Annotated in this window: 18 protein-coding genes, 1 tRNA gene, 1 other RNA gene and 1 pseudogene; 16 read left to right on the plus strand and 5 right to left on the minus strand. The window is 69.8% G+C overall.

Features of this window, described 5'->3' with window-relative positions:
• The coding region (locus tag MHY20_RS03320; RefSeq protein ID WP_239374751.1) for an ExeM/NucH family extracellular endonuclease at positions 1 to 1086 on the plus strand (1086 nt) is incomplete at its 5' end.
• A 377-nt stretch (positions 1087 to 1463) separates the two neighbouring features.
• On the opposite strand, the gene MHY20_RS03325 is transcribed toward MHY20_RS03320, so the two are convergent.
• The 4 genes from MHY20_RS03325 to MHY20_RS03340 form a co-directional block, all read right to left on the minus strand.
• Positions 1464 to 1549 (minus strand) — tRNA-Ser (locus MHY20_RS03325).
• Positions 1550 to 1741: 192 nt separating this feature from the next.
• The gene (locus MHY20_RS03330; RefSeq protein WP_183376369.1) at positions 1742 to 1981 is read right to left on the minus strand and encodes a methionine/alanine import family NSS transporter small subunit; all 240 of its coding nucleotides are present in this window, start codon (positions 1979 to 1981) and stop codon (positions 1742 to 1744) included.
• Positions 1978 to 3822 carry a sodium-dependent transporter gene (locus MHY20_RS03335; RefSeq protein WP_239374753.1) on the minus strand — a complete coding sequence of 615 codons (1845 nt, stop codon included), beginning with the start codon at positions 3820 to 3822 and terminating at the stop codon, positions 1978 to 1980. The genes MHY20_RS03330 and MHY20_RS03335 overlap by 4 nt, the downstream gene beginning before the upstream one ends.
• A gap of 192 nt (positions 3823 to 4014) precedes the next feature.
• Complete coding sequence (locus tag MHY20_RS03340; RefSeq protein ID WP_239374756.1) at positions 4015 to 5607, minus strand: alanine/glycine:cation symporter family protein; 1593 nt, start codon at positions 5605 to 5607, stop codon at positions 4015 to 4017.
• A 192-nt stretch (positions 5608 to 5799) separates the two neighbouring features.
• Here MHY20_RS03340 and MHY20_RS03345 point away from each other — a divergent pair, with 192 nt between their 5' ends.
• The 3 genes from MHY20_RS03345 to MHY20_RS03355 all read left to right on the plus strand — a co-directional run bounded on the left by MHY20_RS03345 (position 5800) and on the right by MHY20_RS03355 (position 10341).
• A complete protein-coding gene (locus MHY20_RS03345; protein WP_239374759.1) occupies positions 5800 to 6654 on the plus strand; it encodes an alpha/beta hydrolase in 855 nt (284 codons plus the stop codon).
• A 128-nt stretch (positions 6655 to 6782) separates the two neighbouring features.
• Positions 6783 to 6878, plus strand: an RNA gene (gene ffs / locus MHY20_RS03350) — signal recognition particle sRNA small type.
• A 73-nt stretch (positions 6879 to 6951) separates the two neighbouring features.
• A complete protein-coding gene (locus MHY20_RS03355) occupies positions 6952 to 10341 on the plus strand; it encodes a DNA polymerase III subunit gamma and tau (protein WP_239374762.1) in 3390 nt (1129 codons plus the stop codon).
• Between the two features lie 45 nt (positions 10342 to 10386).
• Here MHY20_RS03355 and MHY20_RS03360 read toward each other — a convergent pair whose 3' ends face one another.
• Entirely contained in the window at positions 10387 to 10938 is a 552-nt protein-coding gene (locus tag MHY20_RS03360; protein ID WP_239374765.1) for an AraC family transcriptional regulator, read from the minus strand.
• Positions 10939 to 11174: 236 nt separating this feature from the next.
• Here MHY20_RS03360 and MHY20_RS03365 point away from each other — a divergent pair, with 236 nt between their 5' ends.
• The 12 genes and pseudogenes from MHY20_RS03365 to MHY20_RS03420 all read left to right on the plus strand — a co-directional run bounded on the left by MHY20_RS03365 (position 11175) and on the right by MHY20_RS03420 (position 26029).
• Positions 11175 to 11999, plus strand: coding sequence for an LppP/LprE family lipoprotein (locus MHY20_RS03365; protein WP_239374767.1), 825 nt, complete (start codon positions 11175 to 11177; stop codon positions 11997 to 11999).
• 105 nt (positions 12000 to 12104) lie between these two features.
• On the plus strand, positions 12105 to 12698 hold the full coding sequence (gene recR, locus MHY20_RS03370) for a recombination mediator RecR (protein WP_183376383.1): 594 nt from the start codon (positions 12105 to 12107) through the stop codon (positions 12696 to 12698).
• Positions 12699 to 12787: 89 nt separating this feature from the next.
• Positions 12788 to 14593 (plus strand): hypothetical protein, encoded by a 1806-nt coding sequence (locus MHY20_RS03375; protein WP_239374770.1) that lies wholly within the window; start codon positions 12788 to 12790, stop codon positions 14591 to 14593.
• A gap of 184 nt (positions 14594 to 14777) precedes the next feature.
• Positions 14778 to 16143: pseudogene (locus MHY20_RS03380) on the plus strand (aspartate kinase).
• Positions 16140 to 17201 carry an aspartate-semialdehyde dehydrogenase gene (locus tag MHY20_RS03385; protein ID WP_183376393.1) on the plus strand — a complete coding sequence of 354 codons (1062 nt, stop codon included), beginning with the start codon at positions 16140 to 16142 and terminating at the stop codon, positions 17199 to 17201. The pseudogene MHY20_RS03380 and the gene MHY20_RS03385 overlap by 4 nt, the downstream one beginning before the upstream one ends.
• 99 nt (positions 17202 to 17300) lie before the next feature.
• On the plus strand, positions 17301 to 17945 hold the full coding sequence (locus MHY20_RS03390; RefSeq protein ID WP_239374773.1) for a TetR/AcrR family transcriptional regulator: 645 nt from the start codon (positions 17301 to 17303) through the stop codon (positions 17943 to 17945).
• Between the two features lie 100 nt (positions 17946 to 18045).
• The gene (locus tag MHY20_RS03395) at positions 18046 to 19470 is read left to right on the plus strand and encodes a glycosyltransferase family 4 protein (RefSeq protein ID WP_239374776.1); all 1425 of its coding nucleotides are present in this window, start codon (positions 18046 to 18048) and stop codon (positions 19468 to 19470) included.
• Positions 19467 to 21425 (plus strand): glycosyltransferase family 4 protein, encoded by a 1959-nt coding sequence (locus tag MHY20_RS03400; RefSeq protein ID WP_239374779.1) that lies wholly within the window; start codon positions 19467 to 19469, stop codon positions 21423 to 21425. The genes MHY20_RS03395 and MHY20_RS03400 overlap by 4 nt, the downstream gene beginning before the upstream one ends.
• Complete coding sequence (locus MHY20_RS03405) at positions 21422 to 22303, plus strand: ABC transporter permease (RefSeq protein ID WP_239374781.1); 882 nt, start codon at positions 21422 to 21424, stop codon at positions 22301 to 22303. The genes MHY20_RS03400 and MHY20_RS03405 overlap by 4 nt, the downstream gene beginning before the upstream one ends.
• The gene (locus tag MHY20_RS03410; protein ID WP_239374784.1) at positions 22293 to 23291 is read left to right on the plus strand and encodes an ABC transporter ATP-binding protein; all 999 of its coding nucleotides are present in this window, start codon (positions 22293 to 22295) and stop codon (positions 23289 to 23291) included. The genes MHY20_RS03405 and MHY20_RS03410 overlap by 11 nt, the downstream gene beginning before the upstream one ends.
• Positions 23292 to 24485, plus strand: coding sequence for a UDP-N-acetylglucosamine 2-epimerase (non-hydrolyzing) (gene wecB / locus MHY20_RS03415; protein WP_239374787.1), 1194 nt, complete (start codon positions 23292 to 23294; stop codon positions 24483 to 24485).
• A complete protein-coding gene (locus MHY20_RS03420; protein ID WP_239374791.1) occupies positions 24479 to 26029 on the plus strand; it encodes a glycosyltransferase family 4 protein in 1551 nt (516 codons plus the stop codon). The genes wecB and MHY20_RS03420 overlap by 7 nt, the downstream gene beginning before the upstream one ends.
• The last annotated feature ends 27 nt before the right edge of the window (positions 26030 to 26056 follow it).

The raw sequence follows: 26056 nt of genomic DNA on the forward strand, positions 1-26056 counted from the left end.
CGCCCCATCACCGACGGCGACGAACCCGCCCGCTTCCACGGCCGCGCCCACCCCGTCCCGAAGCCCGGAGGGCAGATCAGCATCGCCTCGTTCAACGTCCTGAACTACTTCACCACCACCGGCGATGAACTCGGCTGCAAGGGCGGCAACTACTCCACCGACGGCACCAACAACGTCGCCGGGAACCCCTGCGACGTGCGAGGCGTGTTCGACCGCGACGACCTCCACCGCCAGCAGGCGAAGACCGTCGCCGCCATCAACCGTCTCGACGCCTCCGTGGTGGGCCTGATGGAGATGGAGAACTCCGCCAAGCTCGGTGAGGGCAAGGACGAAGCGACGAAGAACCTCGTTGCCGCCCTCAACAAGGACGCCGGCTACGCGAAATGGGACTACATCGAGATCCCCGACTCCGAGCTGCCGGCGATCGAGGACCAGGACTTCATCACCAACGCGATCATCTACCAGCCCGCCGAGGCGCGCCCCACCGGCCACGTGCAGGCCCTCGACGAGGAAGCCGGCGACAACGGCGCCTTCCACAACGCGCGCACTCCCATCGCCGCCACCTTCACTGCAGTCAAGAGCGGCAAGAAGGCCGTGCCCACCACCGTGGTCGTGAACCACTTCAAGTCCAAGGGCTCCGCACCGAAGGCCGGCCCGAACAAGGACCAGGGCGACGGCCAGGGCAACTGGAACGCCGCCCGGATCGAACAGGCGCAGGCCCTCGTGGACTGGACGCCGCAGCTGGTGCGGGACTCCGGCTCTGCCGACATCGCGATGCTCGGCGACTTCAACTCCTACGCGCAGGAGGACCCGATGCACGTCCTGTACGGCGCGCACTACCGTCCGGCTGCGACCGGCGAGTTCTCCTACGTGTTCGGCGGGCAGGTCGGCTCGTTGGACCACTTGCTTCTCTCGCCGTCGCTCGCGGCCCGCATGACCGGCGCCGACGTCTGGAACATCAACTCGGTGCAGTCGCCGCTGCTGCAGTACGCGCAGTACCGCACGGTGGGGGAGGACTTCTACCGCCCGGATGCGACGGCGTTCTCCGACCACGACCCGTACATCGCAGGGTTCCGCGCGAAGTGAGGTGACGGGCCCAGCCTGAGCGCGGGTGCGGGGCGTCGGTGGTCGTGCAAAGGGCGCGAGATGCTGCGGGCGGGTGCAGCGCCGTACAAAAGTTGGAGCAGATTGCCCGTTCGGCCGCGAAAATGGCCGGATCGGTGGAATTTTGGTCGGAAAGTGCACGCCGCGGCTCGATGGGCTCGGTCGTGTTGGGCCTGGCCGAACAAGAACCGCGACAGAATCGGCCGTTCGGGCAGTCAGATGCCACTGAGAGGCGGTTTCGTCGCGGAATCTGTCCGTGAGGCGTGCTGGGTGCTGCAGCTCCGGCGCGGGAACGGCAGAGCCGTTCGGCGTGGAAACGAGAAGAGCCCCGATCGTGAGATCGGGGCTCTTCTGCTCGGCGGAGGATGGGGGATTTGAACCCCCGAGGGCTATTAACCCAACACGCGTTCCAGGCGTGCGCACTAGGCCGCTATGCGAATCCTCCTCGAGCTGTCCGCGAACACATGTGCTCGCGAGCAGTGGCTTCCATCCTAGCGGACGCTCCCGTTGCCTGCATCCTCAGCCCCCTTGCGGGGGCGAAGGTCACACTCGTGGCGTGCAGTGCGCGGTGAGCGGCGTCTGGTCACCGGTGAGCGGCCGGCCGCAATGGTCAGCGGTCAGCAGTCACGGCCAGCCGTCACCGGTCGGCGGCGTGGGAACCGTTGAGCGCTGCGTGCCCGTCGGCCTCCTGGTCGCGCCCGACGGAGTCCGCACCGCCGCGGGACTGAGAACGGTCGGCAGGCGCATCAGCCGTGTCGGGGTTGTGCCGATCAGCGGAGTAGTCCTCGTTGCGGATCAGGTTCAGCACGGCGAGGCCGAGGCCGCCCCAGAGCAGGACCATGGACAGAACGAGCAGAACAATGGCTCCGGTGCTCATCGGGCGTCTCCCTTCGCGGCAGTGTCGGTGATGTCGGCATCAGTGCCGGGGTGCGGGGCCCGATGGGTCTGGCCGGTGCCGAGGTCAGCGGCCGAGGACTCACCTTCGGCCTCCACGGCGATCCCACCGGGGCCCACCTTGTCCGGCTGGGCATGCGATCCGGCGATCACCGCACCGGCGGGGACGTCCACCGGGTCCGCCTGCCGCACCGCGGCGACATCGGCGCGCAGCTCCTGCGGGTAGCGGTGGCCGTGCGGCGCCTCAAGGCGGGTGTCGGGGATCGCGGGATCGGCGATGGGGTCGCCGTCGGAGTCCAGACGGTGCGCGTTGGAGCGCGCGGACCACGGCAGCAGGCTCAGCAGCACTGCCACCACCACGACAGCGCCGGCCATGCCCCAGCCGAACGTGTTGACGAACGAGCTGGGCATCCCGTTGTACCCGTTCTTCAGGATGTCGCTGGCATCCAGCCACAGGGTGCTCAGCAGGATCAGCGGCGCCACGGCCGCCACTGTGATCAGCCAGAAGTTGCCCACGCGGAACGTCCCGTACATGTTCAGGTGGTCGCGCAGGGTGGGCAGGGCCCTCAGCACGAAGGCGACCAGGAAGGTGCCCACCAGTGCGGCGGTGACGATGCCGAAGGAGTTGATGAACTTGTCCGTCACGTCCAGCAGGTTCAGGCCGGAGGTGGTGGAGAACAGCAGCACGGAGATCACGGACATCGGGAGCACCACGGCGAGTGTGCCGCTCAGGCGCCCGAGGCCGAGCTTGTCCTGCACTGCCGCGACGACCACTTCGATGATCGAGATGAGGGAGGTGAAGCCGGCCAGCACGAGGGAGCCGAAGAACAGCACTCCCACCAGCTCACCCATGGGTGCTTCATTGATGATCGCGGGGAAGGCGATGAACGCCAGGCCCACACCGGCGGCGGCGACGTCGTTGACGCCCTGGCCGGTGGCAGTCGCCATGAAGCCGAGCGCGGCGAACACGCCGATGCCGGCGAGCAGTTCGAAGCCGGAGTTGGCGAAGCCCACCACGAGACCGGACCCGGTCAGGTCGGTCTTCTTCTTCAGGTAGGAGGCGTAGGTGAGCATGATGCCGAACGCGACGGACAGGGAGAAGAAGATCTGTCCGTAGGCGGCGACCCAGACGCTGCCGTTGGTCAGCTCGCTCCAGTCCGGCTGGAACAGCTGGTTGAGGCCCACCTCGGCGCCCTTCAGGGTGACGGCGCGGATCACCAGCACGATGAACATGACGATCAGCAGGGGGATGAACACTGCGGAGGAGCGCGCGATGCCCTTGTGCACGCCGAGCGCGAGGACCACGGCGACCAGAATCCACACGAGCAGAATGCCGCCGAGCAGCGCCGGGACGAAGTCCCAGGTGATGGAGGCGGTCTCAGGGGCGTCGGCCTGGGTGAACTCGCCGAAGAACGCGGCGGGGTCCGAGCCCCACTTCTTGGTGAAGGAGAACAGGGTGTACCAGAGCGACCAGGCGAGGATCGCTGCGTAGTACGCACCGATGACCACGCAGATGAGCACCTGCCACCAGCCGACTGCTTCTGCGCGACGGTTCATGCGGCGCCACGCCAGCGGTGCGGAGCCGCGCCAGCGGTGGCCGATGGCGTAGTCCACGAACAGCAGGGGGATGCCGGCGGTGAGCAGGGCGATCAGGTAGGGGATCATGAACGCGCCGCCGCCGTTGTCGTAGGCGGTGTAGGGGAAGCGCCAGATGTTGCCGAGGCCCACTGCCGAGCCGATGGCCGCGAAGATGAACGCGGTGCGGCCCGAGAAGGCGCCGCGGTCGGCTGCCTCCGTCGGGGTTGAGGTGGATGGACGTGCCATGTCTGCCTTCTGTGGATTGCTGATCAGAGGAATAAGTATGCGAAACGTGGCAGTTCGAGACCAGAGTGTTCACATGGTGGGCGGCTGACGGGGGCGGGTTGGTGGCCGACGGGGAAAGTGAAGCGCCCGGTCCACTGCGGGGGCAGTGAGCCGGGCGCTTCGATGCTCCGAGCGGAGCTGGTGTGCGGGCCGTCAGCGACGCTCGTCGAGCGTGGTGTCGCCGGTCGGCTTGCCGACGGCTTCGTGGTCGACGGCTTCGTGGCCGACGGTTTCGCGGTCGGTGATGCCGTCGATGCGGTTCTCCCAGAAGGTCGCACCGGCGATGCCGAGGGCGCGCGGGTCGAAGGTGATGTCCTCGAACAGCTTGCCGGCCTTCTTCTGGGCGCGGTAGTCCTTCAGTGCCTTGAGTGCCGGGCCCTGCATGATGAGCACTGCGACGATGTTCAGCCAGGCCATGCTGCCCACGCCGATGTCGCCGAGGGCCCAGGCTGCGCCCGAGGTGGAGACTGCGCCGTAGATGACGGAGATGCAGATCAGGATGCGCAGGAACCAGATGATGCCGCGGCGCACAGCGGGGTTCTTCACGTACCGGTTCATGTAGGTGAAGTTGGTCTCCGCCATGTAGTAGTAGGCGAGCACGGTGGTGAAGCAGAACAGGGCGATGGCGATGGCCACGAAGGTGGGGCCGAAGCCGGGCGCCAGGCTGTCCAGACCGGACTGCACGTAGGCGGGGCCGGGCTCCTGGTCGATCGGCATGTTCTTGCCGTTGTGCACCACGGCGCCCTCGATCGATTCGTCGCGGTACACGTTGTACGCACCGGTGGAGATGATCATGAACGCCGTCGCGGAGCACACGAACAGGGTGTCCACGTAGACCGCGAAGGACTGCACGAAGCCCTGCTTTGCCGGGTGGGACACCTCGGAGGCTGCAGCGGCGTGCGGGCCGGTGCCCTGACCGGCCTCGTTCGAGTAGATGCCGCGCTTCACGCCCCAGGCGATGGCGGCGCCGATCATCCCGGAGAACGCAGCCTCGGCGTCGAAGGCGGAGCGGAAGATGAGCCCGAAGACCTCGGGGATCTGCTGGAAGTTCACGATCATGACGATGATCGCGGCGAGGATGTAGAGGACGGCCATGAACGGCACAGCCATGCCGGCGAAGGTGGCGATGCGCTTGATGCCGCCGAACACGATGGCGGCGAGGACGCCTGCCAGGACGATCGCGGAGATCCACGGGCTGATGCCCCAGGCCTGGTCGACGGCCTGGGAGACGCCGTTGGCCTGCACGCCCGGAAGGAAGAAGCTCATGGCGAGGATGGTGATGATCGCGAAGACGATCGCGTACACCTTGAAGATGCCGCTGGCTTTGGTGTGGGCGAAGGACTTCTCGATGAAGTAGGCGGGGCCGCCGCGGTACTCACCGGTGTCCTGGTCCTTCTCCTTGTAGATCTGGCCGAGGGTGGACTCCACGAACGAGGTGGCGGAGCCGAGGAACGCCACGGCCCACATCCAGAACACGGCACCGGGGCCGCCGAAGGCGATGGCGGTGGCCACGCCGCCGATGTTGCCCATGCCGACTCGGCCGGCCAGTGACAGCATCAGGGACTGGAACGAGGAGATGCCGTCGGGCGACTTCGCGCCGCGGGCCATCGAGGTGAACATGTCCGGCAGGTGCAGCACCTGCAGGAACAGGGTCCGGATGGTGAAGTAGAGGCCTGCGAGCAGGCACAGGTAGACCAGGTAGTCCGACCAGATGACGTCGTTCAACCAGGAGATGAGTGGTTCCATTGAGTGTCCTCCGAGGAGAAGGGGGTGCGAGCCAAGACTCCGTTGTGGCTTGGGTCACCCCATAGGGATCCCGGCTAGTGTGCCCTGTTCAACAATCTGCGTCCAGCCAGGATTGTCGGCCATGGGTAAGTGTTACCTATTCGTTATCGGTTCGTGATCGCTCCCCAAGGGCGCGTTGGGACAATCCGCCGCATGGACACCACTCGCTCCGCGGCCTCCGTCGGCCTCCTCAGCTCTGATCGACGCCTCTCCTACACCGTCACCGGGCCCGCGGCGGGTCCCACCCTCGTCACGGTCCACGGCGTCACCGGCAGCTCCGCCGCCCTCCACGGCCAGACCGTTCACCTCGCCGCCGCCGGCTACCGCGTGATCACGGTCGACATGCTCGGCCACGGCTCGTCCCCCCGCTTCAGCGCCGACGACCTCAAGCGCGCTGCGGCACCCGACGCCGCGGTCGACACGATGATCGACCTGGTAAAGGAGATCGCCGCATCCCACGGCCCCGTCGGCCTGATCGGCCACTCCATGGGCGGCGCCGTCATGGCCGAGGTCGCCGTCCGCGTCGGCCCCGAGAAGGTCGCCTGCGCGGTGCTGGAGGACCCCGCCTGGCTGACCGAGGAGCAGGCCGACGGGTACCGCGAGCGGGGCCCGCGCGGCGCGTCGGATGACCTCGTGCGTGCGCGGAAGGATCCGGGCGCCGTGGTGAAGGAGCTGGTCGAGCAGCGGCCGCAGCGCGCCCCGGAGGATGCGGTCGTGTCGGTGCTGTCGTGGCTGCGGACCGACCCGGAGCTGGTGCGGCTCGGCCAGGTGGCGCCGTCCACGCCGTGGCAGGACGTCGCCGCTGCGCTGAAGGTCCCCACGATGGTCATCACCTCGGATACCAGTGAGGTCCTCGTGGGCGCGGAGCAGCGCCGCGAGCTCGAAGTGATCGGCAATGAGCTGGTCGAGGTGGCGGAGGTTCCGAACGCCGGTCATGGGGTCCGCCAAGACCAGCCGGAGGGCTTCTTCGCCGTGGTGGATCCGTTCCTGGCGGAGCACCTGCGCTGACCTCGCCGGCCTGAGCGGCGCGATCCCCGGCAGAACGGGCAGCGGCGCGACCGCCAGCGGCATGGGCCGCGGCGCGTGAACTGCGCCGCGCTCCTTTCGACTGGAGGGCCCTCACTGTGTACAGTGGGAGCGACCCCTCATGCGGTGTCATCTTTCTGAATCCCCCAGGGCTTGACGGCAGCAAGGGCAGGAGAGCTCTGGCAGGTGCATGAGGGGTCGTTTCGTACCCACCGGCTGGTCCTGCTGGTGATCCACAACCCGGGCGGCGCGGGCCCGGCCCTGAACTACGCTGGAGCGGTGGCTACTACTGCTCTGTATCGTCGTCTCCGTCCGGAATCCTTCGCCGAGGTCATCGGCCAGGACCATGTGACCGAACCGCTGCGCCGCGCGCTGCGCGCGAACCGCGTCGGCCATGCCTACCTCTTCTCCGGGCCGCGCGGCTGCGGCAAGACCACCTCAGCCAGGATCCTGGCGCGCTGTCTGAACTGCGCGGAGGGCCCCACGGACACTCCCTGCGGCACCTGCGATTCGTGCCGTGACCTGGCCCGGGACGGCGCCGGCAGCCTCGACGTGGTGGAGATCGACGCGGCCAGCCACGGCGGTGTGGACGATGCGCGCGAACTGCGCGAACGCGCCTCGTTCGCGCCGGTGCGGGACCGGTTCAAAGTGTTCATCATCGACGAGGCCCACATGGTCACCTCGGCGGGGTTCAACGCGCTGCTGAAGCTGGTGGAGGAACCGCCGGAGCATGTGAAGTTCATCTTCGCGACCACGGAGCCGGACAAGGTCATCGGCACGATCCGGTCGCGCACCCACCACTACCCGTTCCGGCTGATCCCGCCGCAGGTCCTGCTGCCGTACCTGGAGGAGATCTGCCGGCAGGAGAACGTGCCGGTGGGCGAGGGCGTGCTCTCCCTCGTGATCCGTGCGGGCGGCGGCAGCGCCCGCGACACCCTGTCGGTGCTGGACCAGCTGATGGCGGGGTCGGACGAGCGGGGTCTGGATGTGGAGCTGGCGGCGGCGCTGCTCGGCTTCACCGATATCGAGCTGATGAACCGGGCGACCCTCGCGATCGCTGAGACGGATGCGAACGCACTGTTCACGGCGATCGATGAGGTGATCGGCTCGGGCCATGAGCCGCGCGGGTTCGTGGAGGACCTGTTGGCGCGCTTCCGCGACCTGATCGTGCTGACGGCGGCGCCGGACCATGCGGCGGAGCTGCTGCCGGATGTGCCGGTGGACCAGCTGGAGGCGCTGATGGAGCAGGCGCAGCGGTTCCAGCCGCGGGAGCTGACGGACTGCGCGGAGATCGTCTCGGCGGCGCTGGATGCGATGTCGGGGGCTACGGCGCCGCGGCTGCACCTGGAGCTGCTGGCGGCGAAGCTGATGCTGCGCGGTCAGGCGGCGCCGCAGGCGGGTCATGCTCAGGGGCCGACGGGTGCCGCTGCGGGCGGGTCCGCGGCCGGTCGCGCTGGCGGTGCCGGTGCGGCGGGTGGCTCGCAGGGGCCGACGGGTGCCGGCTCGGGCGGGTCGGCACGGGAGCGTGCGATGCAGGTGGCGCGTGCGCAGGCGGAGGCGTCGCGGAACCGTCGGGCGCAGGCGGAGCAGCAGATGCCGGGCGGCGCGCCGCCGCAGGCGCCCGCCCGGTCAGCCCTGCCTGCCCAGTCCGCGGCGCCCGCACCTTCCGCCCCCTCCGCGGCGCCTGCCCAGTCCGCGGCGCCCGCCCCGGCCGCGGATGCTGATGATTGGGGACCTGTCGCTCAGCCCGGCGGGGGAGGGGCTCAGGCGATCTCCCCGTCGAGCGGCCAGTCCGCGCCGGCGCAGCAGAACGGCCAGGGCGGCGGCCAGCAGGCCGCATCGACCGGCGCGAACGGTCAGCGCCCTGCCGAGCAGAGCACATCCCAGCCGAGCGCTCGCCAGGCCAGCGCCGTGCAGCCCAGTGCTGTTCAGGCCAGCGCCGTGCAGCCGAGCGCTGCCCAGCAGTCGGCGCAGCAGCCGAGTGCCGCGCAGCCTCCCGCCGAGGGCGGCTCTGCACCCGGCGGGGCGGAGCGCATCGAGCAGCATTGGTCGGCGATCATGGACCAGCTGCAGTCGATCCGTCGGCCGTCCTGGGCGCTGATCGCGCAGAACGGCACCGTGCATTCGTTCGACGGCACTCAGCTCGTCCTCGCGTTCCGCTCCACCGGCCTGGTGGCAGCGTTCTACCGCGGGACCGCGCAGCAGAACATGGCCGAAGCGGTCAAGAAGATCACCCACCTCGACGTGACCGTGGAGGCCACGGCCGGGGGAGAGATGCCCCCATCGGGTAGTGCCGGACGCCCGGCGGCGGGCGGCCCGGCGGCTAGCGACCCGAGCGGCGGGCCCGCAGCCGGCGGCCCGCAGGGGCAGGGTGGCCCGAACCAGGGTGGAATGCACCGGGGCGGGCAGCAGGCTGGTCGCGGACCGCAGGGGCAGGGCGGCGGGCCGACGGGTGCCGCTGGCACTGGACCGGGCTCGCAGAACGCGTCGAGTAGCGGTGGGGCGCAGTCGGCATCTCCGCAGGCGGGCGATGATGGTGGCTGGGGTGACGTCGTGGTCAACCGCCCGCCGAGCGAGGCAGCGCCTCCGCAGCAGGCGTCAGTGCCAGCGAAGGCGGCAGAGCCAGCACCAGTGCAGTCCGCCGCCCCGTCGGCAACCTCTGCTGCACCCGCACAGTGGGGCGACGCAGCCGGCGACGCATCCCCGTCGCCACGAGCCGCGGATCATGAGTCCGTTGCCCCCACTGCGAACGCGTCTGCCCAGTCGACTCCCGCCCCGTCGGCGCCGCCGGCGCCCCAGGGGTCAGCCGGTGAGGACTCCTTCATCGACGAGGAGCCCCCGTTCGACCCCTACCACGACGACTTCCCCGCCGACGACGGCTACGCCGCCCCCTCCGAGCGAGGCGCCTCCGCTGCCGCGCAGCAGAATGCCGCGCAGGCGCCCGCATCACGAGGCGCAGATGAGCGCCCGGCCCCGGCGAAGCCCGCAGCGATCGACCCGGTGAGCCTCCCGCCGCAGCCGGGGGAGGACGAGCCGCGCACCCACGGCCAGGGCGAACTCGTCGCCGCCATGCGCGAGGCGTACGGAGCGGACTTCGCCCCGTCGGCGACACTCGTGATCGGATCCGACGATGCCGGAGCGCAGGCCGATGCCGACGCACAGGACGCGCCCCCAGCGGGCCCCGCAAGCCCCGCCGCCGACCCTGGCCCCGCTCCCTTCGGCGACACCTCCGCCGGCACCGGTGCTGCCTCGCCCGAACCCGCCTCCTGGGGCGATGCCGTTGTTGCGCAGCCGCCCGCAGCCGAGCCGCCCTCTGCGCCCGGCTCGACCTCCGGTCCTAGCTCGGCTCCGGCCGCCACGCAGGTGGGCCCCGCCGCCGGCCAGCAGGGCCGCCCGCTGTCCGGCGCCGACCTCGCTCGCGCCGCCGCCCGACAGAACCTCGCGAACGCCCGCGGCCGCGGCCCCGGCATCGCTGATGCGGGGAACCCGTCGGTCAGCAGCGCCGCCGCCCCGATCGACGACGACCCGTTCGGCGGCGCGTCCCGCGACGACGCCGACGCCACCGGTCCCTCCACGTCACGTCGGCCCGGCCGCGACATCGTGGAACAGATCCTCGGCGGCGAAGTCCTCGAAGTCATCGACGAGACGAAGAACACCGACGCCTACTGACCACCGCGCCCGGTGGCGCAGCCGATGTCTGAGCTCACGAGCAGGTCAGGCGACGAGGTCGTCCGGTTCGCCGTCCTCGTCGTTGTCCAGCGCAATGAAGAGGTCTGTGCGGTTCAGCGCCGGGTCCCCGTCGGCCGTCGGCTCGGTGACGTAGACCTCCCAGAAGTGCTTCGTCGGCACCAGGCCGCGCTCCGCCACCTGCCCGAGGAACGACTGCCATGCCCCGCCGAGGCCGTCGTACCCACCCATGTAGGTGTGCGCCGCGACCCGCGACTCCGGCAAGTGCGAGAGCTCCACGGTGTACTCCGTGTCCGCCAGCTGCAGAGGCTCCGACAGCGCCGCGGTCGACTCCTCAGCGATCGGAAACCCGACCTGCACGTCGATGCCCGACGGCTCCAGGCGCGTGTAATAGGACAGGGGTGCGCCGACGAGCTCCACACCCTGGGCGGCGAGCGTCGGCATGAGGTGCGTGAACACGGCATCCATCAGAGCGGGCAGGTCAGCGAACGCGAGACCGGTCTGCTTCACCACGGCGATCGGCTCCGCTTCGGGAGCGAGCACGGTCACCGACTCGAACGGTGCGGGGGACTGGGGCATGAGCTTCCTTCCATGGGGCGCGGGCGCGCCGCAGTTGCGCACCACACTATCGGCGCAGGACCGACGGATTCGGGTGTCACCTGAACCCCGGCAGGCGCCCTCCCATGCCCCGTCACCGAGGGGGCAGACGCGCCGACGGGCCGACACATCCGGAGCTTTGGTCACGCCCGGTGGAACCGGTCATAAAAAGATAACGAAATGGCCCCCGGAGACTCGGTGCCGGGTACGGTCCAGCCATGGGGACGAATCGAACGTTCCGCACATCTGTGACCACTCGGGCCACTCGCGCTGTTGCCGCCGCCACCGCCGCGGTCGCGTCGGCTGCTCTGATCGCCGGTTGCGGCATGATCGACCAGTTCAGCGGGTCCGATCCTGACGCCTCTCCGACCTTCACCGGCAAGGAGACGGCGGCCCAGGACAGCTCGCCGAGCGCATCGCCCAGCGAGTCGCCCACCGCGGACGACAGCGCGTCGCCCAGTGAGACCGCGAGCGAATCGGCAAGCGCGACCCCGTCGGCCACCCCGGCGGAGAGCACCAGCGCCGCACCGTCGCCGACGGCTGCGCCGTCCTCCGCAGCGCCGAAGCCGAAGGCGCAGAACAACCAGAGCGCCCCCGCGCAGCAGCCCGCGCAGCAGCCATCCACCAACAATCCGGACCCCGGCCCTGCTGGGAACGGCCCGGCCGCTGACGGCCTCGACGGCGCGCCCGCCGAAGTGAAGCGTGGGTTCAGCAAGGTGAAGCAGCCCGAAAACGGATCCTTCCAAGGGTGGCTGACGAATTCCCACGGGTACGATCCGAACCTGCCGCTGTCCTATGCGACGCTCGCGTCGGACGCTGACGCCGAGTTCGCGGCCTCGCAGATCATGCTGTTCCACAAGGGCACGTACATCGGCACCACCACCGGCAAGGCGCAGACCGGATGGTACCGGATCGACCGGAACAGCCCGTCGTCCATCACCGTCACGTACATGGAAGAGGACGGCAGGGACTACGTCTCCACGTACACGTGGAACGACGCCACGAACAAGATCGACTTCTCCGGCGAAGTCCCGTACAAGTGAGCCCGCCCGCCTGCTTGCCTGGCTGCCCGGCCACTAGCCTGTGGCCGCCCGCCTGCCCGGCCGCCAGCCTCCCGGGGCCCCACCCACCCCGGTAGAGTGGGGCGCGTGTTCGAAGGTGTGGTTCAGGATCTGGTCGATGAGCTCGGGACGCTGCCCGGCATCGGCCCCAAGTCAGCGCAGCGCATTGCTTTCCACCTGCTCGACCGCGACGAGGAGAGCGTGCGCCGCCTCGCCGATGTCCTCATCGAGGTGAAGGAGAAGGTCCGCTTCTGCGAGATCTGCGGTGGCATCTCCGAGACCGAGATCTGTCGCATCTGCTCCGATGCCCGGCGCTCCAACGACATCATCTGCGTGGTCGAAGAGTCCAAGGACGTGTTCGCGATCGAACGCCTGCGCGAATTCCGCGGCCGCTACCACGTGCTCGGCGGCGCCATCGACCCGATCGGCGGTGTCGGTCCCGACGACCTGCGCATCTCCGAGCTCATGCAGCGCATCGCAAAGGGCGAGACCGACGAGGTCATCCTCGCGCTCGACCCCAACATCGAAGGCGAAGCGACCTCCTCGTACCTGGCGCGCATGCTCGGCGCGCAGGATGTGAAGGTCACGCGCCTCGCTTCCGGGCTGCCGGTGGGCGGAGACCTCGACTACGCCGACGAGATGACGCTCGGCCGCGCCTTCCTCGGCCGCCGCTCGATCTGAGCCTTCCCGGCCGAGCTGAACGGTCCGCGGGGCCGAACTCCCCACCGGGACCCATGCCGCGCCGCGCATGATCTGCGTAGTGTCGAAGCATGGACACGATGCCGACACCCCACCCCACCGAGGCCCCCGGCCGACTCGCGCCGCTGCGCCCCGAGAGTCGGCACATCGACCTGCCCAGTGAGATCCTCGCCGAATCGCCTCGGGCGTTCGTCAGGCAGGCACCCGTCGGCCTCTACGTCACCGCCGCTCTGCTCGGCGCGTTCGTCTGGCCGCTGTTCATCGTGGGGTCGCTCCTTGCCGGGTTCGGCGGCGTGTTCGCCGGCACCGCCGCCATCGGCACCATCACCCGCGATCACACCGGCTTGGGCACATTCCCCTCCGGCTTCGTCACCACCGTGCTGCTGGCCGGAGGGCTCGCCGCTCTCGGAGCGGTGGTCTCCGCAGTCATGGTGCCGGCGGGTCTGCTGCTGGCGGCGCGGGTCCGGCCCCGCGCGTACGGCACCGAGGCAGCGTTCCAGCAGGCTGTGGCGGGACGGATCGCGGCCGTTGTGCTGGCGCCGCTGCTGCTGACCGTGCCGTTCCTGCTGCTCGTGCCGGGCAGGCTCGGCGACGCCGGCTGGGACTACTTTGCGGCCCACCGGCCGTTCCTGCTGATGTGGATGGTGGTGGCGGGCTCCTGCGCGTACGGCCTGCTGCGCGCCGCCGTGCCGGTGCCGAGGCTGCTGGGGATCCAGAGCGTGGGGGCGCTGCGCACAGTCGCCCTGACGGACGCGGCGCGCTCGGACCGGGCGCGCGCGGTCCTCGGTGTCGATGACCCCCGCGCCGCTCATGTCCTCGCCGCGGACCTCGCCCACGTGGATCTGCACATCGGTCCACAGATGCCGCTTCGCGCGCTCGAAGCGGTGATCCGGGGTGCGTGGGTGGCCGCGCTCGTGGTGTTCCCGCTGATGCTGATGATGGAGGAGCCGCTGCTGTGGCTCATCGCCGCCGGGTACGACTCCTCCTCCGACCTGGTCGGCTACCCGCTGCCGCTCGTCCTGCTGGCCGCTGTGTCGCTCGCCGGGTGGGTCGCAGCGAGCACGGCGGCGTATGCGGGCCTGCTGCGGCTGCTGCCGAACCGGTTCGCGGCGTCGTGGATCGCTGCGGCGGCATCCGTCGGCCTCGGCGGGGCGCTCCTGGTGGCGCTGCTGGTGCTGCGCGGCCCGTTGGGGTGGTCGGGCCGGGCGACGCTCGATGCGCTGCTCACGCAGCCGGTGGTCATGGTGCCGCTGGCGCTGCTCGCGTTCATCGCGATGGGGATCGTGCTGCATCGGCAGGCGGTGACGGTGCTGGTGGGCCCGGCCCACTGGTATGCGCGCCGCCCGGTGGACTTCACCGCGATCGTGCCGCCGACGGGGACCCGCACCCAGTGGGCGCAGCGGCTGGACGTGCAGGACGCGGAGCACCGCACGATGGCCCGCCGTGCTCTCGCGCAGGAGGAGCGCCGGATCCAGAAGGCGGCCCGGGCCGAGGAGCAGCAGATGCCGTCGGCCCCTCACGTGCCCGCTCCCGCGCAGGATGCCGTGCGGCAGGGCGCGGAGCAGGTGAGGACCCGTGTGGACGAGATGCTGCCCGCGGCGCGCATCCGCCACGGCGCCCCGGTGCAGAAGCAGAGCACCGTGCGCCTGCCCGACTTCGGCCGGTCCGCCGCAGCCGCCCGCCCGATCCTGCGGCACCGCGCGGAGGCCACCTCGGACCGCAACGGCATCCCCGCGGGGGTGGATGTGCTGCGCGACCGCGGCGTCGGCGCGACGGGGGAGCGTGCGCGCCGGCTGATCGGTCGCCTCGCGGGGCGTGCGGGCCGCGCCGGTGAGCGACGCGCCGGGGGAGCGGGCCGGCGGGTGGAGCGCTGGTAGGTCCCCATCCCGGCCGACGGATGTCGGCCACCCGACGGATGCCGCACCTGCCTTAGGTGACCGTCCAATTGGCAGGAATTGGACACACTTGTTGGGCTGCGGGCGCAGAGCGTGCCAAGATCTACCGAGGGCTAACTGAAAGTTTTCACCTCGGTAGTCACCGCAACGTCGAAGGAGCAGGCGCATGGCCCTCGTGGTCCAGAAGTACGGCGGGTCGTCCGTAGAGGACGCCACCGCGATCAAGCGAGTCGCTGCGAGGATCGCCAAGTACTCCAAGGCCGGTCATGAAGTGGTCGTCGTGGTCTCCGCCATGGGCGACACCACCGATGAGCTCATCGACCTCGCCGAAGAGGTCACCCCCACCCCGCCGCCGCGCGAACTCGACATGCTGCTGACCGCCGGCGAGCGCATCTCCATGGCCGTGCTGTCCATGGCGCTGAACAACCTCGGCATCTCCGCCCACGCCTACACCGGGTCCCAGGCCGGTGTCATCACCGACGACTCCCACGGCTCCGCCCGCATCATCGACGTCACCCCCGGCCGCATCCGCAGCGCCCTCGACCAGGGCCATGTCGCCATCGTCGCCGGCTTCCAGGGCGTCTCCCACAGCGCCAAGGAGATCACCACCCTCGGCCGCGGCGGCTCCGACACCACCGCGGTCGCGCTCGCCGCCGCCCTCGGCGCCGACGTCTGCGAGATCTACTCCGACGTGGACGGCGTCTTCACCGCCGACCCCCGCATCGTCCCCACCGCCCGCCGCATCCCCGAGCTCTCCGCCGAGGAGATGCTGGAGATGGCCGCCAGCGGCGCCAAGATCCTGATGCTGCGCTGCGTGGAGTACGCGCGCCGCTTCGGCGTGCCGCTGCACGTGCGCTCCAGCTACAGCGGGAAGATCGGCACCATCATCTGCGATGACTCGGACCGCGACTTCCCCGTGGACCCGATCATCACCCGTAAGCAGCAGGCCGCCGCCGCCCACTGAACGACCAGATCGAGGAGAACAGTCCGTGTCCTACACGACCCAACCCGGCCATGAGGCCCCGATCATCTCCGGGGTCGCCCACGACGACAGCGAAGGCAAGATCACCCTGGTGGAGGTGCCGGACGTCCCCGGCAAGTCCGCGCTGATCTTCGAGACCGTGGCGAACACCGGCGCGAACGTCGACATGATCGTCCAGAACGTCTCCACCGTGGACGGCACCGTCGCCGTGTCCTTCACGCTGCCGGAAGCGGATTCGAAGAAGGCGATCGAAGCGCTGCGCGCCGTCAAGGACGAGATCGGCTACCAGACTCTGGTGTACACCGACCAGATCGCGAAGGTGTCCCTCATCGGCGCCGGCATGAAGTCCAGCCCCGGAGTCTCTGCCTCGCTGTTCCGCGCCCTCGGCGACGCGGGCATCAACATCGACATGATCTCCACCTCCGAGATCCGCATCTCGGTGGTGACCGACGTTGACCGCATGCACGACGCGGTCCGCGTCATCCACACCGCGTTCGGGCTCGACTCGGACCAGGACGAAGCAGTTGTGTACGGAGGAACCGGACGATGACCACCACTTCTTCAGCACCCGTCATCGCCGTGGTCGGCGCGACCGGCCAGGTCGGCGAGGTGATGCTGTCCCTGATCGAGCAGCGCGAGGTGCCGTTCTCGCACCTGCGCCTGTTCTCTTCTGCCCGCTCCGCCGGCACCACCCTGACCGTGCGCGGCGAGGAGTACACGGTGGAGGACGTCGAGACCGCGGACATCACCGGTGACAACGCGGTGGACATCGCCCTGTTCAGCGCCGGCGGCGCCGCCTCGAAGAAGCACGCACCCCGCTTCGCCGCGGCCGGCGCGATCGTCATCGACAACTCCTCCGCGTTCCGCAGCGACGACGAGGTCCCCCTCATCGTGGCCGAAGCGAACGCCGAGCTCGCACTCACCGCCCCGAAGGGCATCATCGCGAACCCGAACTGCACCACCATGGCGGCGATCCCCGCCCTGAAGGCCCTCCACGAGAAGGCCGGGCTGGAGCGCCTGACCATCGCGACCTACCAGGCCGTGTCCGGGTCCGGCCTCGCCGGGGTGCAGGAGCTCACCAGTCAGGTCCAGACCCTCGCGAGCGACATCCCCGCTCTGGTCACGGACGGCAAGGTCGATTCCGAACCGGCCCCGCAGGTGTACGCAGCACCCATTGCGTTCAATGCGGTGGCGCTGGCCGGAAATCTGATGGACGACGGTTCTCTGGAGACCGATGAGGAGCAGAAGCTCCGCAATGAGTCGCGCAAGATTCTGGGTATTCCGGATCTTCGCGTTTCCGGCACCTGTGTGCGCATTCCAGTTGTTACCGGGCATGCACTATCGGTCCATGCAGAGTTCTCTGCACCCATCACCCCGGAGGACGCAACCGCTGTTCTTGAAGGTGCAGAGGGCGTGTCACTGACCGATCTGCCGGGTCCTCGACAGGCTACCGGTCGGGATGGTACATTCGTAGGACGAGTGAGGCAGGACCAGGCAGTCCCCAATAACCAGGGGCTCGTCCTCTTCGTTGCCGCAGACAATCTGCGCAAGGGGGCGGCGCTGAATGCCATTCAGATTGCCGAGCACGTCATCAATACGAAATTCTGACCGACACTGCACATGTCCGAATCCGACTCTTCAGGGCCTGTCATACCCCTGACTGGGCACAGCGGATTCACCTCTCCCACCACCCACTGGAGGTATCCCATGTCCACGCCGAGCACCACCCGGGCGCCGATGCGCACCCGCCGCCGCGAACAGGCGCGTCCGCGCGTCAACCTGACCAAGGCCCGCGGCGAACAGACCCGTGAACTGATCCTGACCGAAGCCACCGCCCTGTTCGCGGTCTACGGATACCGCGGCACGTCACTGCGGGACATCTCCGAGCGCGTGGGCATCTCCCACCCGGGCATGCTGCACCACTTCCCGCACAAGGAGTCCCTGCTGCTGGCGGTCATCGACCGCGCCGGCCAGGGGTACCTGCAGGTCGTGAAGGACTTCTGCAACTGCAACTCCTTCGAGGAGATCAAGGCGTGGCAGTCCTCCGTGACGGTCGAAGCCACCCTCGTCTCCGTCCTCATGGCGGAGATCGTGGACGAAGAGCACCCGGGCCGTGAGCCCCTGCTGGAGCTGCGCGCCCAGGTGGAGTCGATCGTCACCGACTACTTCCGATACGTGCAGTCCCGCGGCGGCCTCGCCGACGGCGTCACACCGGACTTCGCCGCCCGCATGCTCGTGGTGCACTGGATGGGAGCGTTCCTGCGCGAGCGCCTCACCGGCGACCAGCTCTATGACGATGACCTCGGCCAATGCCTGCGCATGCTGATGCCTCGCCTGCGTGAGCAGGACTGATCCGCGCTGCCGTCAGTCCAACCGTTGGACTCTATGAGAGGGAGCCCCCTGCCGCTGTGATCGGCGGGGGCTCTCCCTCGGATCGGTCTAGTCTGAGCTTGTGAAGCTTCTGCTGTTCACCCATTACTACCTGCCGGAGTACGGCGCACCGCAGCGCCGCTGGGCGTCTCTGATCGCCGAGTTCCGCCGCGCAGGCCATGAGGTGACCGTTGTGGCGCCCCCGCCGCACTATCCCAGCGGGACCGTGCCGCCCCACCTGCGCGCCGGCACCCACGTGCACTCCACGCGGGAGGGCCGATACGGCGAGCAGGTGGTGCGCTGCGCGTACCTTCCGCACCGATCCGACATCTACTCGCGCACCGCTGACCACGCTGTGGCGGCCTTCGACTCTGCGCTTCTGGCCCTGTGGATGTTCGGCATCCGTCGGCGCACTGCTCGGCCGGACGTGGTGGTGGCCACCGCCCCCGGCATCCCCTCGCTGCTGGCCGGCCTGGTGACGGCGCGGCTGCTCGGGGTGCCGTTCGTGGCGGAGATGCGGGACGCGTGGCCGGACCTGGTGACGCACGTGTCGGCGGAGCCGGTGAGGCTTCCGCGGGCAGCGTCGGCGGCGCGGGTGGAAGCACTGGGGCGGCCGACGGGTGCCGGCCCCGATCGTCGGAACCGCGCAACGTTGGAGCTGTCGTTCCCGTCGGCGCAGGACGGCCCGCCGCCGGAACGGCTGATCGGGCGCGGCTACGGCCTCGCGGGCACATCGCGCACCGTGCGGGGCCGCCGAGCCGTGACCGTGCGGATCAAGCGCCTGGTGCACCGGCAGATCAGCGCCCTGCAGAAGCGCGCCGACGCCGTCGTCACCACCACGGTCGGGTTCGCGGATATCCTGCAGGACCGCGGCGTGAAGCAGGTGCGGGTACTGCGGAACATGCCGCGCACGGGGCCGCGCATGGACCTGCCGGAGCCGCCGCTGGAGGCGCCCGCACTGCGGGTTCTGTACTTCGGGAACATCGGCCGCTCCCAGGGGCTGGACGCCGTGGTGCGCGGCGCCGCGATCGCGAAGGCCCGCGGTGCGCTTCTGGATGTGCGGTTCGTGGGTCACGGCTTCGACCATTCCCGGTTGGAGCGACTTGCGGCGGAGCTGGACGCCCCGGTCACGGTGCTGTCTCGGGTGCCGCAGGAGCAGGCGAGTGCGCACTACGTGTGGGCGGACACGGTGCTGGTGTCGCTGCAGAACTGGGCGCCGTTCGAGTGGACGATCCCGTCGAAGACCTATGAGCTGCTCGCCACCGGCCGGCACATCACGGCGGTGGTGGCGGGGGAGACCGCCAGGATCATCGAGGAGGCGGGCGCCGGCGATGTGGTCCCGCCCGGTGACGCGCAGGCGATCGCTGACCACTTCGAGTCCCTCGCCGCGCACCGCGACCGCCTGCGGCGGGAGTCCCGCGGCGCTGAATGGCTCGCGGAGCACGCCAACATTGAGACGATCGCTGCGGATTACCTGGAGCTCTTGGGGTCGGTGGTGCGCCGATGACCGGGTCTGCGTCAGGGGGCCGCGCGGCCCGGCGTTCTCTGGGTGAGGCGGCGCGCACCGTGCGGGTGCTGGCAACGGTGGCGTGGCGCCACTCCGTGGACGATCCGGCGCTGCTGGGGCTGCAGATCTCTCGGCGGATGCCGAAGCGCGCGGCCCGCGCGGTCGGTGTCGCTGCTGAACAGCTCGGCCGGTCCTCGCGTCGCCTCGGCGGTGTGCGGGCGTTCGGTCTCGTGGTCCAGGGGCGCCACGCCGATGCGGCGGACGCGATCCGGTCCGCGCCGGCCGCCTCGCGTCTGGCCGGGGAGATGGCGGTGGCGATGCAGCTGGCGCCCGCCCCCGATGCGCCCGGCGCCGCGGACCTGGAATCCGTTCGGGCCAACCCGGCAACGCTCGCCCGCCAGCTGTGGCAGGAGGGCGACCTCGACGGCGCCATCGCGACCCTTCGCCGCGCCCTCCGACCAGGGGTGCGGGGCGCTCGGGCGCGGGCGGCGCGTTCGTCCCTGGCGCGGCTCGAATCCGAACGCGAACTCCTCGATCCCGCGTTCGACCTCGTCACCGATGAGCTGCGCGGCCTCGCCCGCGGTCTCGGCGTGGCCGCCGATCAGAATGGTGCGCCCGGTGTGCCGCAGGGCGACGGCTCGAGCGGCGCGGCGACGGTCCTGCACATCCTGACGAACTCCCTGCCGCACACCCAGTCGGGGTACACGCTGCGTTCCCACGCGATCCTCCTGGCCCAGAGGGGCGCGGGGATGCGGGTGCGGGCGATGACCCGCGTGGGCTACCCGCTGCTGATCGGTGCGTGGCGCGCCCGCCCCGTGGACACGGTGGACGGCATCGACTACATCCGCGTTCTGCCGACGAGGCTCGGCCGGACCATGATCGAACGCCTGCGGCAGCAGGTGGAAGCGGCGCTCATCGAGATCGCGATGGGGGAGCGGCCCACGCACCTGCACACCACCACGAACTACACGAACGCCCTGGTCACCCGCGCGGTCTCGGACCTCACGGGGATCCCGTGGGTGTTCGAAGTGCGGGGCCTGATGGAGCAGACCTGGGCAGCCGCGAAACCCACCGCGCAGGCACGAGCCGCTGCGCTCGACTCCCAGCGCGCCCGCCTCATCGCCGGACTCGAAGGCGCCCTCGCCCGCCAGGCCGACGCCGTCGTGACCCTGTCGGCGACGATGCGGGACGAGCTCGTGGACCGCGGCGTGCCCGCCGAATCCATCACCCTGGTCCCGAACTCGATCGACGCTGCCCTTTTGGAGCGCACCGAGACCCCCGTCGAGGCGCGCCGCGCGCTCGGTCTGCCGGCCGACGGGTTCTGGGTGGGGGCCGTGTCCTCCCTCGTGGACTATGAGGGGTTCGATTTGCTCGTGGATGCGGTCGCCGAGGCTCGGGAGCGCGGCGCGGATGTGCGGCTCCTGCTCGGTGGGGACGGCGTAAGCCGCCCTGCGCTGCTGCAGCAGGTGCGCGACCTGGCGCTCGAGGACGCGGCCGTGCTGCCGGGGCGGCTGACGCGCGGCGAATCGGCCCGCTGGGTGCAGGCTCTGGACGCTGTGGTGGTGCCGCGCCGCGATACCGCTGTCACCCGCTCAGTGACGCCGTTGAAGCCGGTGGAGGCGATGGCACTGTCCCGCCCCGTGATCGCCTCCGATCTGCCTGCGCTGCGGGAACTGCTGGCCGACGGCAACTGCGGCATGCTGGTGCCGCCGGAGGACCCGTCGGCCTTGGCGTCGGCGATCACGGGCCTCGCGCAGGCCCCGACCACGCATCGCTCGGATGCCGCGACCACACAGGCGGTGGGAGCTGGGGGCCGCACCTCGGCGCAGCTCGCGCGAGGCCGTGACCAGGCTGAGCAGCGCACCTGGGCTCGAGCCGCCGGCCTCTACGGCGAGGTCTACGCCGGCGTCTACAGTAGTGACGTGATGAATGCTGAAGGGGCGGACCACCGGTGACATCGACAGAGAACCGCGGGCTCCTCGCAGCCCTCACCACCGCGGGCCACACAGTGGACCACCTGCGGCCCGCGACCGTGCGCCCCGGACTCGCGCAGTACTGGGCGGACCTCGTGCAGCGCCGCCACTTCATCTGGCGCGACTCCCGCAGCCGTAGCGGCACCCAATACGCCGGCACGTTCCTCGGCCGGCTCTGGTTCTTCCTGATGCCGCTGATCGACGCCGTCTTCTACTGGCTGATCTTCGGTGTAGTCCTTGGGGTCTCCCGCGGAATGGACAACTTCGTCGCCTACGTGATCGTGGGCGTGCTCATGTTCCGCTCCACCGCCCGCGTGATGAACAGCGCCACCGTGTCGTTGCGCTCCAGCCGCGCCATGATCCGCGCGTTCGTGTTCCCGCGCGCATCCGTCCCCATCTCCGGGGTGCTGCGCGAGCTGCTCGCCGTTTTCCCCATGGTGGCGGTGATGCTGGTGCTGATCATCGCGATCCCCCCGGGCGTCGAGGTGGGCGTGATGTGGCTGCTGATGCCGTTCGTCCTTTTGCTCCAGGCGGGGCTGAACCTCGGCCTCGCCCTCTGGCTCGCCCGCCTCGGGCACATGCTGCCGGACCTCAGCCGCGTCATCTCAGTTGCGGTCCGATTCCTGATGTACGGCTCCGGCGTGATCTTCCCGATCGACCGCTTCCTCACCATGCCGCTGGTGAAGACCATCTGCGACCTGAACCCCATCTTCCAGATGCTCACCGCGTACCGGTCGCTGCTGATCCACAACGAGATGCCGCCCGCCAGCACATGGGCCACCCTCATCGTGTGGGTGGTGGTGTTGGTCAGCACCGGCTTCGTGTTCTTCTGGCGGGGGGAGTCCACCTATGGCCGCTAAACGCCAGTACAGCGCCTACGCCAAGCCGATCCGCGAAGCCGGCACGGTCGATGCGGACGCGCCCCTCACCGTGGTCGCGGACAATGTGCGCGTCCGCTACACCACCACTCGGGATGTCCGCCGCCGGGGACTGTTCGGCTTGCGGCGCCAGCGCGCCGTGGTCAACGCCGTCCGCGGCGTGTCCCTGACGATCCAGTCCGGTGAGTTCGTCGGCATCGTGGGCCGCAACGGCTCCGGCAAGTCCACGCTCCTGCGCGTGCTCGCCGGCCTCGAACCGATCAGCTCAGGAACCACCCACACGTCCTCCACGCCGCTCCTGCTCGGCGTCAGCGCCGCCATGATCGACTCCCTCTCGGGCGCGGAGAACATCCGTCTCGGCTGCCTGGCGATGGGCCTCACCCCGGAACAGGCGGAGGAGAAGTTCGACAGCATCGTGGAGCTGTCCGCACTGGAGGACTCCATCGAGCGCCCGCTGCGCACCTACTCCTCCGGGATGGCGGCGCGGCTGAAGTTCGCGATCTCACTCGCCGCGGACCCGGAGATCCTCATCATCGACGAGGCTCTCTCCACCGGTGACGAGACGTTCGCCGAGCGCGCCCGCGCCGCGATGACCCAGATGCTGCAGAGCGCCGGTACCGTGATCATGGTCAACCACGCTCTGAGCGCCATCAAGACCATGTGCACCCGGGCGGTGTGGCTGGAGGCGGGGTCCGTGGTGATGGACGGCGACGCCGTCACCGTCACCGATGAGTATCGGCGCTTCGCTGCACTCCTGGCCGAGGGCAAGCAGAAGGAGGCCGCGGCCGTCCTGTCCCGGGCGAACCAGCAGTGGCGCGCCAGTGAACGGTTCGCCTACGCCTCGTCGTTCCTGCAGACCCATCAGGAGGACGGGGCCGACGGGTCCTCATCGTTCGCCCGAGCGCTGCGCACCGACCGATCCCCTTCCCAGTTCCCCTCAGCGGCTCACCAGCCCCGGAAAGGCCGATGAATGCGCATCATGACCGTGTACGGCACCAGACCCGAAGCCATCAAGGTGGCCCCACTGATCCTCGCGATCCGTTCAGCGCCCGGTCTGGAGAGCATCGCCGTGGTCACCGGGCAGCACCGCGAGATGCTCGACCAGGTGAACGACATGTTCGGCATCGAACCCGACCACGACCTCAACATCATGCGGGGCGGGCAGTCCCTCAATGAGATCGTCGCGAACGTCGTCACCGGTCTCGACTCGGTCCTCGAGGAGGAGAAGCCGGATGCCGTCCTCGTCCAAGGCGACACCTCCACCGTGATGGCCGCCGCCATCGGCGCGTTCAACCGCCGCATTCCCGTGATCCATGTCGAAGCGGGCCTGCGCAGCGGCCACCTCCTCTCGCCGTTCCCGGAGGAGGCGAACCGTCGACTCACCACGCAGGTGACCTCCCTGCATCTCGCGCCCACGCCCCGCAGCCGCGACAATCTCCTCGCCGAAGGCATCTCCGGCGACGACATCATAGTCACCGGCAACTCCGTCATCGACGCGCTGATCTCCGCCTCCCAGAATCCCGACATCCGCCTCACCGACGACCGCCTCGAGCAGCTGCGCAGCGCCCACGACAGCGGCGACAGCACAGCACCCGTCCTGCTGGTGACGGCGCACCGCCGCGAGAACCTGGGCGATCCGATGCGGCAGATCGGGCAGGCGCTCGCGGACCTCGCCGACCGGCACCCCGATCTCACGATCGTGCTCCCGATCCACCGCAATCCGATGGTCCGCGACAGCATCCTGCCCACCGTGGAGGGCAGGCAGAACATCATCCTGGTGGAGCCGCTCAGCTACGCCGAGTTCACCCAGATGCTGCGGATCGCCAGCATCGTCCTGACCGACTCCGGGGGAGTGCAGGAGGAGGCTCCGAGCCTCGGCAAACCGGTGCTGGTGATGCGGGAGAACACGGAGCGGCCCGAAGCGGTCGCGGCGGGAACGGTTTCCCTCATCGGTGCGAGCCGGGAGCGCATCGTCCGGGAGGTTACGCGGCTGCTGAAGTGTGCTGCGGCGTACGAAACGATGGCTGATGCGGTCAACCCGTACGGCGACGGCCGCGCCGCGGAGCGCACCCTCCAGGCGATCCGCTGGAAGTTCCTTGGCGGGGACCGCCCCGAGGAGTTCGCGCCGACCGTCGATGGGCGGAGCGTGCCAGCGTCATGCTGATCCCCGCCGCGGTGGCCGCCGAAGTCGCCCGGAAGGCGCTGTGGCACCTGCGCGCCGGAGGCCCGGCCCAGGTGGCTCTGTGGTGGTGCAGGAGCGCCGCTGCCGCGGCCCCGGGAGGCGGGCCGACGGGTGCTGCCGACCCGCCCGGTCCCCGCGCGGGCCACGCCCAGTCCCCGAAGCGAGAGCGCTCCGAGCCCCGCCGGCGCACACCGTCCACCCGTGGCCCGGGCCGCCATCAGACCCGCACCCTGACCGATGGCCAGCTCACCGACCGCGGCTACCCGATGCCGGCGGCGGAACCGGCCCCGCCGTACGAACCGGTCACCGGCCGGGCGCTCTACATGGTGCACAACGCCCTGCCGTTCCACTCCCGCGGCTACGCCACCCGCACCCACGCCCTGCTCACCGAACTCAACCGCACCCGGTGGAACGTCACCCCGGTGACGCGTCTGGGCTACCCGTACGACGTCCGAGAACTGCGCGACATCCCCGATATCGCCCTCGAAGAGCAGGTCGACGGCCTCACCTATCGGCGGCTCATCCCGCAGCGCCGGCTGGAATTGCGGCGGCCCCTGCTGAACTACACGGAGCGCTGCAGCGATGCGCTCACCGATCTCGCCGCAGAGCTGCGACCGCAGGTGCTGCACGCCGCCTCGAACTATGTGAACGGCCTGTCCGCAGCGCTCGCGGCGCGGCGGCTGGGCCTGCCCAGCGTGTACGAGGTGCGCGGACTGTGGGAGATCACCCGCTCCTCCCGTGAACCCGCGTGGGCCGCGAGCGATGACTTCGCCTTCCAGGTGCGGATGGAGGCCGACGCGTGCCGCGCCGCCGACCATGTCTTTGCCCTCACCGGGGCGCTGAAGAGCGAACTCGTGGACCGCGGTGTGGAAGCGGAGAGGATCAGCGTGCTGTCCAACGGTGTGGACGTGGAGCGGTTCGTCCCCACGCAGAGGAACACCGACCTGGCGGACCGGCTCGGCATCGGGGATGCCCCCGTGATCGGCTATGTCGGCTCCCTCCTCGACTATGAGGGGCTGGATCAGCTGATCGCCGCCGCGGACCTCCTGCGCACCAGCCACGCCGGCTTCCATGTCCTGATCGTGGGCGACGGCCCGATGCTGCCGCAGCTGCAGGCCGAGGTGGAGCGGCGGGGCCTTCAGGGCGTCGTCCGCTTCACGGGCCGCGTGCCGCACGCCCAGGTGGAGGACCTGTACTCCCTGATCGACATCGCGCCGTTCCCGCGCCTGCCGCTGCAGGTGTGCCACATGGTGTCCCCGCTGAAGCCGTTCGAGGCGATGGCGATGGCCAAAGCCGTGGTCGTCTCCGATGTCCGCGCCCTCACCGAGATCGTCGAGGACGGTGCGACCGGTCTCGTCCACGAGGCGGGCAGCCCGGAGGCGCTCGCGCACCAGCTCAGGCGGCTCCTCGAGGACCCGCAGCTGCGGGCATCCGTCGGCCGGCGGGCGCGGCAGTGGGTCGCTGACACGCATTCGTGGCGTGTCCTCGCCGCTCAGGTGGCGGATGTCTACGATGGCTTGACGTGATCGGGACCCGCCTGGGCGGAAGAGCGA

The sequence above is a fragment of the Helcobacillus sp. ACRRO genome (genome assembly GCF_022347125.1).
Classification (GTDB): Bacteria; Actinomycetota; Actinomycetes; order Actinomycetales; family Dermabacteraceae; genus Helcobacillus; species Helcobacillus massiliensis.